The sequence below is a fragment of the Rhodococcus sp. MurmanLake-1 genome, assembly GCF_056945715.1.
In genome coordinates, this window is sequence record NZ_JBWZNF010000008.1 from 251,534 (window position 1) to 266,571 (window position 15,038).

The window sequence follows — 15,038 nt, forward strand, 5'->3', positions numbered from 1 at the left end:
CGGTACTGGGCGCGGTATCAGTTCCAGTACTGGTAGGCCAGGGTGACGTACCCGGCGTTGGCCGGGTTGTTCGGATCAGCCAGGTAGACATCGACGTAGCCACCAGCATGTGCAGCGGCTTCGCCGATCACTACGCGGTCGGGGGCGCTGAGCTTGCCATCGGGGCCGACGGTGAGCGCCGAGCCCGGTGCGAGCTCAATCCACCGCTGCGAGCCTGGAACGATGTCGGAGATGGCGTCCGGGATCGGGCTCGCCGCCAACGCCGCGGTTTCCGCATTCGAGAGCGACAGACCGATCCGACCCTGCTCAGGTTCGACGATCGGAGTTGCAGCAGATGCCACGCCGGCGCCGAGAACACCGATCAGGGCGATACCTGCGCTGAGGGTTCCGGCAGTGGCCAAGGTACGAATCTTCATGATTTCTCCTTTGTGAGCGTGATGAGTAACCACCCCGGGACGGGACGGATCAGGAATTACTCGCCAGCAGCGCCGGCGAAGTCTGCGAGGGTCAGAGCCAGGCGGGATCGGAGTACACGAACAACGTGTTGTCGGACGTCGCCGTCGACACCGACAGTTGTGCGTACGAGCGGATCGTCACCGGCCCCATGCACGCATCAACCTTCACGTGCACGTTCTCTGCCGTGATCGACGCCTTCGACGACTCGAGATCCTTCTTCCCCAACGGAATCGTCGTGATCGTGCCCGGCGCAATCGTCGACTGAATACTCGGATTCACCGACGCATTCACACCCACGTTCGCCGACGGGACACCCGAAATACTCACACCGACAGACGGGCCGAGCGAAAAACCAAGCCCCAAGCCAAGTCCGGAGGAAACATCGATCTGGCAGCCGATCTGCAATCCCTGCTCGACATAACCGGTCTTCACTGCCGAATCGCCCTGACCACCGATCGTGCCGGTCACCTTCGCCGACACGAACCCCTCACGGGTGAACGCCGTCGTCGCCAGATTCGGCACCGGGTTCGCCGACAGTTTCGTGGCGGCAAGATCCAACGACCAACCGTCATCGGTGACAGTGCTCGCGAATTTGTCCGCCAACGCCGTCGGCGTTGCCGATGCACTCCCTGCGAAGACCACACCAGACGACAGCGCGGCAACCGCACACGTCGCGAGCCCCACTGCGACCCTCGATCGACGATGGGATAGGCCGTTTTGCGATTCGAGCGACATGAACTGCTCCTCCACGTGACACAGCAACCAGAGCGGTAGCCGACAACTAACTGAATTGGTTACCGGACGGTACCAATCGTCCTGTTTGCCCGCCAGCGCGCCGACTCCGCCATCTTGGATTTAGGGTGAACTTTCGGTAACAGATATATATCGACAGGCTTATCATCAGCAAAAAGGACCTAGGTCCCACTATGAGCAAGGTCACGGTTTGAAGGTAAGAAGAACCCTCAGAAACGGTGTGGCAAACCGAACTGAACCCACGTTTCGTGGGCCTCAGGGCATTTGAAGGCCGAAAGTGCGGACATCCAGCCAGTGCACGTACTTGAATGTGCAACCAACAGGCACTACTTGGCAATCGATCGCAATCAAGACACCTGAGCGGGGCCTAGGAGCGCAACTCTGCATGGTTCACGCGGAGATGTTCACTTCGTGGTCGGCGCGAACTCGCAAGACCCACTTGCGTCGCACCGTTAGCTTGTCAATCACTGATACGTGCAGACGACGCGCAGAAGTAGTACGCATGTACGAGAAAGGGCTCTGACCAAGACCGCAGTCCTTGATCAGAGCCCTACCAACTCGGAGTCGAAAGTTATGCCGGTTCTCTCATGATGCCGAGATGCCGTGCAGTCCCGGACACCCCAGGAACCTCTTGCACAGGCGACCAGGTATTCAGCCCGTCCGTGCTGTCGGAGTAGAGATACTTACCTTCGGTATAGGCGTCGAGATAGATCCGCCAGTCGCCGCTCGGCAACTGAACTACGGCCGGACCTTCGACAAGCGAACCCCAATTCCCTGGCGGGACAAACGAATAAGGTCCCGTCACCGAAGGAGCGACCGCATGCTCGACGACCTTCTTCGTCTCGTTCTTGGTGAACGCATGATAGGTCGATCCGACTTTGACCACGGTGGTGTCGATGTGGTCCGCACCGATCCCGGCGAGCGGAACAGGCGGGCTCCACAACCGGAGCGACGGTTCCAACGCCGTCATCAGATACGGCACAAATCCTCCACCGGTCGACATCGACAGGATGACGTTGACACGATCGCCGTCCACAAACCATTCAGGCGCCCAGGCCTTGGTAACGAATGGTGACAGCGACGGTCCGTCGCTGAAACCGGCCGAACCCGAGAAGCCCGGCGGGCTCGCAGAACCGGTGCCATCTCCCGTTCCAGGCATCAACGCGCAGCAAAACGGAACCGGATAGTTCCCCAGCGGTGTCCAATTGATGCGGTCGCTGCTGCGTGCGAAACCGATGTTCGCCCCACCACCCGTCGTGTAGGTGAGGTAGTACAGCCCGTCCGTGTTCCGGAAGATGCTCGGATCACGCACGAGCCCAGACGGCGGCCTGTACGCCGACTGCTGGACGAGCTGAAAGCCGGTGCCGTCGGCCGACTCGTAGACATCCATGTCACGGTCGCTGGCGTTGCTGAACGCCACCATTGTGTATTTCCAGTCAGGCGGCGGCGCGGCGCTGCTGGCAGGGGCTGCGACCAGCAACCCCGCGACGACGAGGATCACCAGCGATACAGCAGAAAGGCCGGTCCGTTTTGTCGGAATCACCGATGCAGTATGTATGACAGCTAGCGCACGATGGGTAACTTCGGTCGGAGGCAGAGCAGGATCGTTACCTAAGGCGATTCGTCTTGTAGTGACGGCGGGACGCCGGCAAGGTCGGCCGTTAGCATCACGCCATGGAACTTGGGGTGCATTTCGCGCTGTCAGACAGCGTGGCAGCGGAACTTCTGGACGCGCGCGGCGACGACGACAAACTCGGCGCTGTGGTCGAGGACATCGAGGAGACGGGCCGATCCGAGTTCTCGTGCGACACGGACAAGGCGTGGGATCCGATCCTGTGCGCCCTCTCCAGCACGGGGTACGAGCGCGTGTCCGAGAACTGGCCGGCCTACGGCGTGATCTTGGGGGACGAAGACCTCAACACCGACACCGACGACCAACTCGTCACCTACCTGGCACCCGATCGGGTCGCCGAAGTCTCCTCGTACCTGGCGGAAGTCACCGAATCCGAGTTCGGCGTGCGCTACGACGCGATGCCACTCGACGACCGCAACCCGGAGTACGGCTCCGACGAGCGCGGGTACGCCTGGGGCTGGCTTCAGGAAGTGGCGGACTTTTTCCAGCGCGCGGCCCGAGAGCGTCGCCACGTGGTATTCACCGTGCGGTTCTGACGCCCACTACCCAAGCAGTGTGACTCTGAAAACAGTAAAGGCTCTGACCTGGACCGAAGTCCGAGGTCAGAGCCTTTGCTTTGGCGGAAGCGGAGGGATTTGAACCCCCGGTGGGTTTAACGCCACGCTCGCTTTCAAGGCGAGTGCATTCGGCCGCTCTGCCACGCTTCCGTGGGCGATCCTATCGGGTGTTCCCGCGGACCGCGAAAACGGCTCCGACGTCAGCGCTCGCCGATGGCTTTGTCGACCTTCTCGAAGACGTCTGCCAGCACGTCCAGTTCCTGGGGAGTCAGCAGATCGACCAGATTGTTCCGCACTCCGGCCACGTGAGTAGGTGCCGCCTCGGCGAGGCGACGCCTACCCTCTTCCGTGATCCGCGCAAGTACGCCGCGACCATCTTCGACGCAAGTGTCGCGCACGACGATGCCCTGAGATTCCATCCGCCGGATCTGGTGCGTGAGGCGGCTGCGCGAAGACAGCACGCCGTCTGCCAGGTCACTCATCCGCAACGACCCGTCAGCTGACTCCGAGAGCATGACCAGAATGCGGTAATCGGCCAACGACAGGTCGTGTGAATCCTGCAGTTCGCGGTTGAGAACCTCCATGAGGCGCTGATTACCGTCCATGTAGCCGCGCCATGCACGCATCTCGCATGGCGTCAGCCACGGTGTCTCACCGTGCGCCGCCTGCGAGGTCTCCTCGGTTGTCGCTTCAGCTGTCACAGGTTCCAAGTTTAGACCTGTGTCCGCCCGTCACAGTAAGACTCACCCTAAAGTCACGAATTGGACATGAGGATCGAGGAATCGATTTCGGCGACCGATGCCAGCCCCGCCAGCCCCATGGTGAGATCCAGGTCGGCCAGGAGACTGCGCAATGCATGACGCACTCCGTCCGCTCCGGCCAATCCCAACCCGTACACCCACGGCCGTCCGTACAGCACTGCGTCCGCACCCAAGGCGAGAGCCTTGATTACGTCTGCGCCACAACGAATTCCGGAGTCCATCAGAATGTCCACCTCATGCCCCACCGCATCAGCGACAGGACCGAGAGCGTCGAGTGCCGAAATCGACCCGTCGACCTGACGCCCACCATGGTTGCTCACCACAATGCCGTTGGCGCCGGCCGCGACGGCCTCACGTGCGTCGTCGGGATGGACAATTCCCTTCACCGCGATCGGAAGTGTCGTCCACTGGCGAAGTTTCGCGATATCCGCGATCCGCACCGCGTGATTGCCGAACAGCGACACCCACGTCAGAACCGCGATCTGCAGGGCTTCTGCACTCTCCTCGGGAGGCGTGGCCAGTTTTGCGCGGAACACCGGATCCGACAGATAGTTGGCAATACCCTTCGCCTGCAGGAACGGGAGGTGACCGAGTTCGAGATCCCTTGGACGCCAACCCATACCGGGAGTGTCGGCAGTCAGGACGATTGCCTTCGCACCCGCCGTCTCCGCCCGACGGACAAACGACTCGGCAAGCTCGTCGTCGGCCGGCCAGTACAGCTGGTACCACCAGTTCTCGCCGGAGGCCGCCGCTACGTCTTCGATGGTCGAGGATGCCGCCGTCGAGAGAATCGATCCGATCCCCAACTCGGCAGTGACCGAACCGACCGCAACCTCGGCGTCGTCGTGGACCAAGCCGAGCACGCCCACCGGAGCCGTCAGGATCGGTGCAGCCAACCGCGTCCCCAACACCTCGACGCTCAGATCACGCGCGTCGGGCGCCGCAGTCCCCCGCAACATCCGCGGCACGATCGCATGCTTGTCGAACGCCCGCAGATTCGACACCGCGGTTCGTTCGGTCGACGCGCTACCGGCGATGTACCCGAAAGCCTCTGGTGAGAGTTGCTCGCGCGCGGCATCTTCCAAGCCTGCCGCAGTCATCGGCAAAGCCGGCTTCGCGCCGCTCAGTCCCGTCAGATAGATCTCGTTCTGCATGTTCCCGAAGTAAGTCACGTCCGCGACGGTAGCGGCAAAACACCCGTCAGCGGGGAGATTCGCTAGCGTCGTATCCATGTACGCCATAACGATCGATCAGCCCGGCGGTCCCGAGGTCATGAAATGGGCGCAGCAGCCCGATCCTGAACTACCTCGCGGGCACGTACTCGTCGAGGTCGCCGCGACCGCAGTCAACCGCGCCGACCTGCTCCAACGTCAAGGCTTCTACCCGCCGCCGCCCGGCGCGAGTGACATTCTCGGCCTCGAATGCTCGGGTGTGATCACCGAACTCGGCGAAGACGTCACCGGTTGGTCCGTCGGCGACGAAGTCTGCGCATTGCTGGCCGGCGGTGGCTATGCCGAGAAGGTTGCGGTCCCGGCAACACAACTTCTCCCCGTTCCCGCGGGCGTCGATCTCCGTGTCGCAGCGTCTCTGCCGGAAGTTGCGTGCACGGTGTGGTCGAACGTCGTGATGCGCGGCGGCCTACGACGCGGACAGGTACTACTCGTCCATGGCGGTGGCGGCGGAATCGGCACCCACGCCATCCAGGTCGGCAAAGCCCTCGGCGCCCGCGTCGCAGTTACCGCGGGTTCGGAGGACAAATTGAACCGCTGCCGCGAATTGGGCGCGGATATTCTCATCAACTATCGCGACAGCGACTTCGTAGCATCACTCGCCGAAGCCACCGACAACCACGGCGCCGATGTGGTTCTGGACAACATGGGAGCGTCGTACCTCGGGCGCAACGTCGACGCACTCGCCATGGATGGCCACGTCGTGATCATCGGAATGCAGGGTGGCCGCACGGGCGAGGTCGACATCGCCAAGCTGATGGGAAAGCGCGGAAACATCACGTCGACGGGCCTGCGCGGGCGTCCGCTCACCGGCCCCGGCGGTAAAGCGGACATCGTCGCCGACGTCCGTGCGAAGTTGTGGCCGTTGATCGCCGACGGATCGGTTCAACCGATCGTGTCGACCGAACTTCCGATCACCGAGGCGCCATTAGCCCATCAGTTGCTGGATTCGCCGGAAACCGTAGGCAAGGTCATCCTCACCGTGAAGTGAGCCGAGCGGGATCGATCAGCCCAGGGCGCCGAGTTCGGCGACCAGCTGATTGATCTCGTACCGCGTCGTGTACGGCGCAAGGCCGACGGTGACCGCGCCGCCTTCGTCGTTGACGCCGAGTGCGTCGAGCAGCCTGGAACCACCATGCGTACCGCTGACCGTTGCGATGCGCTTGTCGGCCAGGTGCGCGGCGACCTTGTCTGCCGCCATCCCCTCGAGCGTGAAGCTGAGCGTAGGCACCCGCGTGGGTGCGCCGCCGATCACCATCACGTTGGGCAGGGCTGCGAGAGAACGCATGAGGTGATCGAACAGACCGTCCTGGTAGTCCTGCAGCGAGCTGATCGAGGTTTCGAGGCGCTCACGCCTGGTTCCCGTTGCCGATTCGTCCAAGCCCGCCAGGAAATCGATCGACGACGTGAGACCGGACAGCAGCGCGAACTGATGACCGCCCACCTCGAGTCGCTCGGCACCACGCGCGTACGGGTTGAGCGACACGGCCGGAATTCGGTCGAGCAGTCCGGGATCGCGGAAGACGAGTGCGCCCACCTGTGGACCGCCCCACGACGGCGCGCTGACGGCAACGATGTCCGCCCCGAGATCAGCCATGTCCACATGCGCATATGGCGCTGCGCCGACGGCGTCGACCACCATCAGTCCGCCGAATTCGTGCAGACGATCAGCTGCGGCGCGAACGTTCGGAGCCGAACCGACGACCGGTGATGCGGCTGTCAAGGCCACCAAGCGAGTCGTCGAGGTGATGAGATCGTTGAACTGCCAACTCGGGAGCTCGCACGTTTCGATTTCGACCTCGGCCCATCGCACCTGGGCGCCGTAGCGACTGGCCACGCGGAGCCAGGGTGCGACGTTCGCCTCTTCGTCGAGGCGCGAGAGCACGAGACCGGTTCCCAGGCCCAACCGCGAACTCAGCGACTCGGCGAGCCAAGCCAGCAGTACCGCTCGGTCTGATCCGAGAACGACTCCCGCAGGATCTCCGCCGACCAGATCGGCGACCGCGGTGCGCGCACTCTCGAGAATGGCAGCACTACGACGGTTCGAGACGTGGCGACCGGAGGAAGAAGATGCAGAGGCACGGAACGCCGTGGAGACCGTCCGCGAGACGGCGTCCGGGATCTGCATTCCGGCCTGCGGATCGAGGTGGATCCAGCCGTCACCGAGTGAGGGAATCAACCCCCGTACGCGGGCAACGTCGTAAGCCATGCTCGACACTCTAGGTGCAGACGCCCGCTTAGTCGAAGGCAGTCACCCAATTACCCGTCAGTACAGTTATTCGATAGCTAACTTTTTGGGGGTTACGCGGCGTTTGTCGCCCACACACGACAAGATGGAAGCATGACGAACCCCGACAAAGAGCAGGTACTCGTTATCGGACCCGACGGTCGACCCGTCGCGATGCCGGCGGCCGAGGCAGAGGCCTCCACCTCCGGCACCACCGAAGGCGCGGAATCCGAAGCCGAGTCCGTCGCCGAGATGGTCGAGCAGCCGGCCAAGGTCATGCGAATCGGCACGATGATCAAACAACTCTTGGAAGAAGTGCGCGCCGCACCGCTCGACGACGCCAGCCGCAAGCGCCTCAAGGACATCCACACCTCGTCCATCCGAGAACTGGAACAAGGCCTGGCACCCGAACTCCGTGAAGAACTCGAGCGACTGAGCCTCCCGTTCACCGACGACTCCATTCCCTCCGACGCCGAACTGCGAATCGCGCAGGCCCAACTCGTCGGCTGGCTCGAAGGACTGTTCCACGGAATTCAAACCGCACTGTTCGCCCAGCAGATGGCAGCGCGCGCTCAGCTCGAACAAATGCGTCAAGGCGCACTGCCTCCCGGCATGAGCATCGGGGCTCCGCATTCGCCTGCACATCCGGACCAACAGAGCCCAGGAACCGGCCAGTATCTGTAACCCGGACCACCACTAGGTCCGAGGGAAATCCGGCGCCGACGCCAGGCCGGTAGGCTCGACCTCCGTGTCAGCATCCGCAATCGAATCCGAGACGCCGGACGCACCTGCGCCCGTGTCCGACTCCCAGACGTTCCGTCGTGCGTTCAAAGACCTTCGCGACGGTCTGAATCAGCGTGAGTTGTGGCTCAGCCTCGGCTGGCAGGACATCAAACAGCGCTACCGCCGGTCGGTGATCGGTCCGTTCTGGATCACGATCTCCACCGGCGTCCAGGCCGCCGCGATGGGTCTTCTGTACTCTGCGCTGCTGAACATTCCGCTCAAGGAGTTCCTGCCGTACGTCACGGTCGGGCTGATCGTGTGGAACCTGATCAGTGCAGGCATCCTCGAAGGCTCCGAGGTCTTCATCGCCAACGAGGGCCTGATCAAGCAGTTGCCGTCGGCGTTGAGCGTGCACGTATATCGCCTGGTTTGGCGTCAGGTGCTGTTCTTCGCGCACAACTTCGCGATCTACATAGTTCTGCTGTTCGCGTTCAGCATCTGGCAGAACATGAGCTGGACGGCGCTCGCGGCAATACCGGCATTCGTGCTGATCGTGGCGAACACACTGTGGGTCTCGATCGTCTTCGGCATCTTCTCCACCCGATACCGCGACATCGCCCCCATCCTGGGCAGCATGACGCTCCTGCTGTTCGTGCTGACGCCGATCATGTGGACAACTCAGGCCCTCAAGGACCAGGGCGGGCAAGCCAGCGAGCGAGTCCGGCTTGCCGAACTCAACCCGCTGTACCACTACCTCGAGATCATCCGAGCACCACTCATCGGAGCCGACCAGCAGGCGTACCACTGGTACATCGTCATCGCCTTCACCATCGTCGGCTGGGCCGTCGCGATCCTGGCACTCCGCAAGTACCGGGCACGCGTGCCCTACTGGGTTTAGAGGAAACACATGAGTCAGCCAGTCAGCATCCACACGCAGAACGCGTGCGTCGACTTCCCGATCTTCGACGCGAAATCCCGCTCGCTCAAGAAGGCCTTTCTCGGCAAAGCCGGAGGATCCATCGGCCGCAACGACTCCGACGTCGTTGTCGTCGAAGCGCTCCGCGACATCACGATGACGCTCAAGGAAGGCGACCGCATCGGGCTCGTCGGCCACAACGGCGCCGGCAAATCCACCCTGCTGCGCCTGCTCTCCGGAATCTACGAACCCACCCGGGGCTCCGCCAGCATTCGCGGACGCGTCGCACCCGTCTTCGACCTCGGTGTCGGCATGGACCCGGAAATTTCCGGGTACGAGAACATCATCATCCGCGGCCTGTTCCTCGGTCAGACCCGCAAGCAGATGCTCGCGAAGATGGACGAGATCGCCGAATTCACCGAACTTGGTGATTACCTCTCGATGCCGCTACGCACTTACTCCACCGGCATGCGCGTGCGCGTTGCCATGGGCGTCGTGACCAGTATCGATCCTGAGATCTTGCTTCTCGACGAGGGCATCGGTGCCGTCGACGCCGAATTCATGAAGAAGGCCCGCATCCGGCTGCAGAAGCTGGTGGAACGCTCCGGCATCCTGGTGTTCGCCAGCCACTCCAACGAATTCCTCGCTCAGCTGTGCAACAGCGCGATGTGGATCGACCACGGCCAGATCCGCATGCAAGGCGACATCGAAGACGTCGTGCGCGCCTACGAAGGTGACGACGCCGCCGAACACGTGCGTCACGTGATCAAGGAGATGGAACGGGAGAACACCCCGTGAGCGCACCCGAGAAAATCATCGGGGTTGTCGTCACGCACAAGCGTCGTGAACTGCTGGCCGAATCCTTGAAGGTCCTCAGCACCCAGTCGCGGCCGCTCGATCACCTGGTTGTCGTCGACAACGCCGACGAAGCCGATGTGAAAGAGCTCGTCGACAACGCTCCACTGCCGACCAGTTACATCGGTTCTCAGCACAACCTCGGCGGTGCCGGAGGATTTGCTCTGGGCATTCTCTACGCACTTTCGCTCGGTGCCGACCGCGTCTGGCTCGCCGACGACGACGGCCGCCCGGAGGGACCCGAAGTCCTGGAAACACTGCTCGACTGTGCAATTCGGAACGACCTGGCCGAGGTCTCCCCCGTCGTCTGCGACATCGACAACCCCGACCGCCTCGCGTTCCCACTGCGCCGCGGCACGTCGTGGCGCCGGTTGCGTTCCGAGCTCGGCGACGAGGATCTCCTGCCAGGCATCGCGTCTCTCTTCAACGGCGCACTGTTCACAGCCGACGCGATCGATGCCGTCGGAGTTCCGGATCTACGCCTGTTCGTCCGCGGCGACGAGGTCGAGGTACACCGTCGCCTCGTCCGCTCCGGCCTGAAGTTCGGTACCTGCCTGCAAACTGCTTACGTCCACCCCAACGGCGCGGACGAGTTCAAGCCGATCCTCGGCGGTCGCATGCACACGCAGTACCCCGACAACGACACGAAGCGCTACTTCACGTACCGCAACCGTGGATACATCCTCTCCCAGCCGGGAATGCGGAAACTGCTTCCGCAGGAATGGGTTCGGTTCGGCTGGTACTTCCTGATCACCCGCCGCGATCCGGCAGGACTGCGCGAGTGGATGCGACTGCGCAAACTCGGCCGGGAAGAGAAGTTCGCACGCCCGAGTTGAGTCAGTCGTCCTGAGTTGAATCAGTTGGCCGATCTCTTTTAAATCAGTTGCACAGTCGCGACCGCGACTGAGACGATTCTGATCCGACGCATGGTGCGTCCCGAGATGTACGAGGAGTGAGTATTGATGACTGTCGCGTTCCGCAGTTTCAGCGCCGTCAACATTCACACTTCTTCGTACTCGAGGACACAATCACCATGTCGGAAAACAACACGCGCCTGACCGAATACGGTTGGAACGCAACACTCTCGAACACATTCACTACCCTCGCCCCACCGGACTCCGCACCCGGGCGCGTTCTTCGTGTCGACCGCGGCCGGTGCGACGTGGCCGTCGCCGGAGGCACAGTTCGCGCGCTCAGCGGCGGCGATCCGCTCTGCACGGGTGACTGGGTGACCGTCGCTGAGATACCGGACTCCCGCGAACCCGAGATGCACACGGTCACTTCGATACTCCCCCGAACGAGCAGCATCGTCCGCTCCTCGTCATCCGGAAAATCAGAAGGCCAGATTCTGGCTGCGAACGTAGACACAGTCGTCATCGCCACGGCTTCGGACGGCGACGTAGACCTCGGCCGCATCGAGCGGCTACTCGCACTCACCTGGGAGAGCGGCGCAACACCTGTCATCGCACTCACCAAATCCGATGCAGCTCAATATATCTCCGACACTCTCACCCAAGTCTGCGCCATCGCGCCCGGCGCAACAGTGCTGGCCGTCAGTGCCGAGACCAACGAAGGAATGGATGTACTCGATGCAGTTCTGGACGGCACCGTGGCGATACTCGGTCCATCCGGCGCCGGTAAGTCGACGCTCGCGAACGCACTCCTCGCGGACACCACAGGTGCCGATCGACTCGAGACCGGCCGCGTTCGAACCGGCGACGGAAAGGGACGCCACACCACCGTCACACGAGAACTGATCCCCTTCTCCGGCGGCCGGACGTTGATCGACACACCTGGCCTGCGAGGGGTTGGCATGTGGAACGCGGCGGAGGGAATCGACAAGACGTTCCCCGAGATCGAGGAGCTGATTGCAGAGTGCCGGTTCTCCGACTGTGCACACAACTCCGAGCCGGGATGCGCGGTCCTGAGCGCACTCGGGCGCGGTGATATCGACGAGCGGAGACTCGCGAGTTACCGGAAACTACAGCGAGAGAACGCGTGGAACGCCGCGCGAAGCGATGCTCGTCTGCAGGCAGAGAGGACGCGGGAGATCAAGGTGATCTCCCGACAGCTCAAGAGTCACTACCGCGGTCGGGACCGGTAGCGTAGAAAGCCTGGCAGCATGGGAGTGATCCCGACGAGAGGTTGCCATGTTCGAGCAGTTCCGTTCCAGCGCCAGGACCAAGCTTCAGCGTGCGGTATCCGAGGTGGTCGAGGCCGCCGACCGGCGCAACGCAGACCGCACGCAACAGATCCTCGACGCGCTGGCTCTCTCACGTGACGAACTGGCCGAGGCCCGCGGTGACATCGCGGGCCTCCGGTCCAGGATCGACGAGCTGGAATTTCGTCAGCGTCGGGATCTGGCCTACGCCGTGGACCTGGAAGCGACGGCGTCGACGGCCGAGTTCATCCTCGAGCACCTTCGAGTCGCGGAGACATTCGGCCACCCGCACGACACGCTGCGCCATGCACTGGGCTTGATCGAAATCCCCGGCATGGCACTCGAATTCGGCGTTGCCAGCGGAACCACACTCAGGATCGTCGCGGAAGCATTCACCGAACGTGAAGGGACCGTCGCAGGTTTCGACGTGTTCTCCGGCCTTCCGGAAACGTGGCGCACCGGGTTCCCGGTCGGCGAGTTCGCTCAGGAATCCATCCCCGAAGTGCCTGGAGCGCAACTTGTTCCGGGCCTCTTCGAGGACACCTTGCCCTCGTTCCTGAACGACGAATCCGGCCCCGTTGCGTTCCTGCACCTCGACGCCGACCTTTACTCGTCCACCAAGACCGTGCTCGATCTCCTCGGCGACCGACTGGTCCCCGGGTCGATCGTCGTCTTCGACGAGTTCTTCAACTATCCCGGGTGGCAGCAGCACGAGTACCGGGCGTGGACGGAGTTCGTCACACGCACCGGCATCTCGTTCGAATACCTCGGGTACACCGTCGACAACGAGCAGGTGATCGTCGAGATCACCAGCTGAGGATCACTTCTCGTAAAGACGTGCCCAGTTCTCGCGGCTGGTGAGCTGCGGGAACTCGCGAGCGAATGCTTCAGCCACACTTGGTGCTTCGGCGAGGAACCGCTTCATGACGCCGGCGAGGCGACCGCTCATCTCGGCGGCCTTCTCGCTGTCGAAGCGGCGTTCACGCACGCCTCCCTGCGAAGCATCGGTGACGAAGACGTGATCGAAACGTCCGACGTGCCACCACTGCGCGTCTTCGTACGAGATCGCCACCGGACCCCGCTCGAGGTGATTGCGTGCCTGCATCACAGCGCGTTTCGCCAAAACGAGGTCTGTCCACAAACCGGGTTTCGGGCTCGGCGCAACGCGACGGATCGGCAGCCTCCCCGGCAGCTCGGAGGCCGGGCGAGTTACCGTCTCGGGGAAGCGCTTACGTTCCTGGTTGATCGCGGCAAGCGCCTTCTGCCCACCGTCCGCCAAACCTGCCGGCCCCTCGAGAAATCCCTCGATCGCCCGGAGTTGCGTATGTGCAAGGCCGTACTGCAAACCCACGATCGAATGCGAAATGTCGCGGGAGAGCTGCTTCGCGAGGGTTTTGGGTGCAAACCCTGGGTCAAGCGCAGCGGTGATCAGTCCGTTGCGCGTACTGAAGTAGTGCGCAAAACCGTCGACGTCCTTCCAATAGAAGTCCGCGTGCCAGACAGCAGCCGACGGCAACGTGATGGTGGGAATCCCGGCCCGCCCAGCCCGCAAGCTGTACTCGACGTCGTCCCACTGGAAGAAGACCGGCAGTGGCAAGCCGATCCGCTCGATGGCTTCAGCAGGGATCAGGCAAGACCACCAGCCGTTGTATTCGGCGTCCACGCGACGTTCCGGCAGCTTCTCGAGCACACTCCGGTTGCGAACACCGTGCTCATCGGTCGGTACACCACGCTGAAGCGTGCCCAGATCGACGCGTTCACCTGAAGCCAGCAGGTAGTCGGGGTTGAACAGGAAGAGCATCTGGGCACCGATCAACGCCGGCTCCGTCGTCATGTTCGCGAACGCACTCAGTCGAAGAACCGATTCGGGTTCGCACAGAATGTCGTCGTCCATCAAGATCACGTCGGCGTGCGGCCCGGCCGCCGAAGCCTCGTACAGGCCCCGGGTGAATCCGCCGGCACCACCCAGATTCGCCTGCCGCAGATATTGCAACCGCGAACCGAACTTCTTCGACACTTCCTGGAACAGCTCACGGCTCTCTACCGGATCCGTTCCCTGATCGACGACGTACAGAGCGTCGAGCAACGCGAGTACACGCTCGTCGGACGCGAGGGCCTCGACCGTGCGCGCACAGTCGTCCGCACGATTGAACGTGCAGATCGCCACGGCTACCGGGCGAATCGACTCCGGCGAGACGACGGTCCATTCCACATCGTCGACCACTGCGCCGCCACCCTGCGCTTCGAACTGCAGCCACAGTGCCCCGCCGTCGACGAAAGTATCGAGCGGGGCGGTCATGGACACTCGCTCGTCGCCGGTCACGACGACGTTCGTCACGATACGACGGTGGCCACCGATGTCCGAGGCCTGGATTTGGATGCGGCAAGCGGTATCGGCCACGACATGTGCAGTGACGGTGACCTCGGTGACATTGGTCCAGCGCTGCCAGTAGCTGGCCGGAAAACGACCGAAGAAGGTATTGGTGTGCGCGACCGCGCCCGGCTGAAGCCGCAACTCGAACCGCGATCGCGTCGACATACCGACCTTGGTCACCGCATACAGTTCGTCACTGGCGACGGGCGAAGTTCCGGTGAACAACGTCCGCTGCGCCAGCAGTCGATCCGACGTCGCGCTGCGTTCGATCAACTCGACTCCGGAATCGGACTGGTCATCGGTCGTGTTCACGGTATCCACGCCCCGCAGGGTATCGCGAATCCGCACCTCGGCGCCCCGGGCACCGAGACACACCAGGTCTACCCGCGATTA

Annotated in this window: 15 protein-coding genes and 1 tRNA gene; 8 read left to right on the forward strand and 8 right to left on the reverse strand. The window is 62.7% G+C overall.

The window, feature by feature from the left end:
• Positions 1–17: 17 nt before the first annotated feature.
• The 3 genes from AC2ETI_RS22780 to AC2ETI_RS22790 form a co-directional block, all read right to left on the reverse strand.
• A complete protein-coding gene (locus AC2ETI_RS22780) occupies positions 18–416 on the reverse strand; it encodes a hypothetical protein (RefSeq protein ID WP_019746452.1) in 399 nt (132 codons plus the stop codon).
• Positions 417–507: 91 nt separating this feature from the next.
• Positions 508–1,191: an MspA family porin gene (locus AC2ETI_RS22785; protein ID WP_029537404.1), complete on the reverse strand. Its 684-nt coding sequence runs from the start codon at positions 1,189–1,191 to the stop codon at positions 508–510.
• A gap of 589 nt (positions 1,192–1,780) precedes the next feature.
• Positions 1,781–2,632 (reverse strand): glycoside hydrolase family 43 protein, encoded by an 852-nt coding sequence (locus AC2ETI_RS22790; protein ID WP_223257880.1) that lies wholly within the window; start codon positions 2,630–2,632, stop codon positions 1,781–1,783.
• Between the two features lie 251 nt (positions 2,633–2,883).
• Between AC2ETI_RS22790 and AC2ETI_RS22795 the strand changes: the two genes are divergently transcribed.
• Entirely contained in the window at positions 2,884–3,378 is a 495-nt protein-coding gene (locus tag AC2ETI_RS22795; RefSeq protein ID WP_030535796.1) for a DUF1877 family protein, read from the forward strand.
• Between the two features lie 81 nt (positions 3,379–3,459).
• Here the strand turns inward: AC2ETI_RS22795 and AC2ETI_RS22800 are convergent.
• From AC2ETI_RS22800 to AC2ETI_RS22810, 3 genes are all read right to left on the reverse strand, one after another.
• Positions 3,460–3,549: transfer RNA gene (locus tag AC2ETI_RS22800), tRNA-Ser, on the reverse strand.
• 50 nt (positions 3,550–3,599) lie between these two features.
• Entirely contained in the window at positions 3,600–4,025 is a 426-nt protein-coding gene (locus tag AC2ETI_RS22805) for a MarR family winged helix-turn-helix transcriptional regulator (RefSeq protein WP_020968140.1), read from the reverse strand.
• A 128-nt stretch (positions 4,026–4,153) separates the two neighbouring features.
• Positions 4,154–5,392, reverse strand: a complete 1,239-nt coding sequence (locus tag AC2ETI_RS22810) for an alpha-hydroxy-acid oxidizing protein (protein ID WP_054825478.1) — start codon at positions 5,390–5,392, stop codon at positions 4,154–4,156.
• Between AC2ETI_RS22810 and AC2ETI_RS22815 the strand changes: the two genes are divergently transcribed.
• Positions 5,391–6,380, forward strand: coding sequence for an NAD(P)H-quinone oxidoreductase (locus tag AC2ETI_RS22815; protein WP_021342496.1), 990 nt, complete (start codon positions 5,391–5,393; stop codon positions 6,378–6,380). The genes AC2ETI_RS22810 and AC2ETI_RS22815 overlap by 2 nt on opposite strands.
• 15 nt (positions 6,381–6,395) lie before the next feature.
• Here the strand turns inward: AC2ETI_RS22815 and AC2ETI_RS22820 are convergent, their stop codons facing one another.
• Positions 6,396–7,598: a cysteine desulfurase-like protein gene (locus AC2ETI_RS22820; protein WP_007731767.1), complete on the reverse strand. Its 1,203-nt coding sequence runs from the start codon at positions 7,596–7,598 to the stop codon at positions 6,396–6,398.
• 132 nt (positions 7,599–7,730) lie between these two features.
• Here AC2ETI_RS22820 and AC2ETI_RS22825 point away from each other — a divergent pair, with 132 nt between their 5' ends.
• The 6 genes from AC2ETI_RS22825 (at position 7,731) to AC2ETI_RS22850 (ending at position 13,088) form a co-directional block, all read left to right on the forward strand.
• Positions 7,731–8,300: a bacterial proteasome activator family protein gene (locus tag AC2ETI_RS22825; RefSeq protein ID WP_003943894.1), complete on the forward strand. Its 570-nt coding sequence runs from the start codon at positions 7,731–7,733 to the stop codon at positions 8,298–8,300.
• A 64-nt stretch (positions 8,301–8,364) separates the two neighbouring features.
• On the forward strand, positions 8,365–9,237 hold the full coding sequence (wzm, locus tag AC2ETI_RS22830) for a galactan export ABC transporter permease subunit Wzm/RfbD (protein WP_021332841.1): 873 nt from the start codon (positions 8,365–8,367) through the stop codon (positions 9,235–9,237).
• A 9-nt stretch (positions 9,238–9,246) separates the two neighbouring features.
• Positions 9,247–10,053: a galactan export ABC transporter ATP-binding subunit Wzt/RfbE gene (wzt, locus tag AC2ETI_RS22835; RefSeq protein ID WP_021332840.1), complete on the forward strand. Its 807-nt coding sequence runs from the start codon at positions 9,247–9,249 to the stop codon at positions 10,051–10,053.
• On the forward strand, positions 10,050–10,946 hold the full coding sequence (gene glfT1 / locus AC2ETI_RS22840) for a galactofuranosyltransferase GlfT1 (RefSeq protein WP_065455074.1): 897 nt from the start codon (positions 10,050–10,052) through the stop codon (positions 10,944–10,946). The genes wzt and glfT1 overlap by 4 nt, the downstream gene beginning before the upstream one ends.
• Before the next feature lie 197 nt (positions 10,947–11,143).
• On the forward strand, positions 11,144–12,214 hold the full coding sequence (gene rsgA / locus AC2ETI_RS22845) for a ribosome small subunit-dependent GTPase A (protein WP_483634419.1): 1,071 nt from the start codon (positions 11,144–11,146) through the stop codon (positions 12,212–12,214).
• 46 nt (positions 12,215–12,260) lie between these two features.
• A complete protein-coding gene (locus AC2ETI_RS22850; protein WP_050655611.1) occupies positions 12,261–13,088 on the forward strand; it encodes a TylF/MycF/NovP-related O-methyltransferase in 828 nt (275 codons plus the stop codon).
• 3 nt (positions 13,089–13,091) lie between these two features.
• Here AC2ETI_RS22850 and AC2ETI_RS22855 read toward each other — a convergent pair whose 3' ends face one another.
• Positions 13,092–14,966 (reverse strand): glycosyltransferase, encoded by a 1,875-nt coding sequence (locus AC2ETI_RS22855; protein WP_037249282.1) that lies wholly within the window; start codon positions 14,964–14,966, stop codon positions 13,092–13,094.
• Positions 14,967–15,038 lie beyond the last annotated feature (72 nt).

Coding starts and splice junctions, on each gene's coding strand:
- rsgA (WP_483634419.1), top strand. CDS start 11,144: ATGTCGGAAAACAACACGCGCCTGACCGAATACGGTTGGAACGCAACA.
- AC2ETI_RS22790 (WP_223257880.1), bottom strand. CDS start 2,632: ATGGTGGCGTTCAGCAACGCCAGCGACCGTGACATGGATGTCTACGAG.
- AC2ETI_RS22825 (WP_003943894.1), top strand. CDS start 7,731: ATGACGAACCCCGACAAAGAGCAGGTACTCGTTATCGGACCCGACGGT.
- AC2ETI_RS22815 (WP_021342496.1), top strand. CDS start 5,391: ATGTACGCCATAACGATCGATCAGCCCGGCGGTCCCGAGGTCATGAAA.
- AC2ETI_RS22810 (WP_054825478.1), bottom strand. CDS start 5,392: ATGGATACGACGCTAGCGAATCTCCCCGCTGACGGGTGTTTTGCCGCT.
- AC2ETI_RS22805 (WP_020968140.1), bottom strand. CDS start 4,025: ATGCGTGCATGGCGCGGCTACATGGACGGTAATCAGCGCCTCATGGAG.
- AC2ETI_RS22780 (WP_019746452.1), bottom strand. CDS start 416: ATGAAGATTCGTACCTTGGCCACTGCCGGAACCCTCAGCGCAGGTATC.
- AC2ETI_RS22795 (WP_030535796.1), top strand. CDS start 2,884: ATGGAACTTGGGGTGCATTTCGCGCTGTCAGACAGCGTGGCAGCGGAA.
- wzt (WP_021332840.1), top strand. CDS start 9,247: ATGAGTCAGCCAGTCAGCATCCACACGCAGAACGCGTGCGTCGACTTC.
- AC2ETI_RS22850 (WP_050655611.1), top strand. CDS start 12,261: ATGTTCGAGCAGTTCCGTTCCAGCGCCAGGACCAAGCTTCAGCGTGCG.
- AC2ETI_RS22820 (WP_007731767.1), bottom strand. CDS start 7,598: ATGGCTTACGACGTTGCCCGCGTACGGGGGTTGATTCCCTCACTCGGT.
- AC2ETI_RS22785 (WP_029537404.1), bottom strand. CDS start 1,191: ATGTCGCTCGAATCGCAAAACGGCCTATCCCATCGTCGATCGAGGGTC.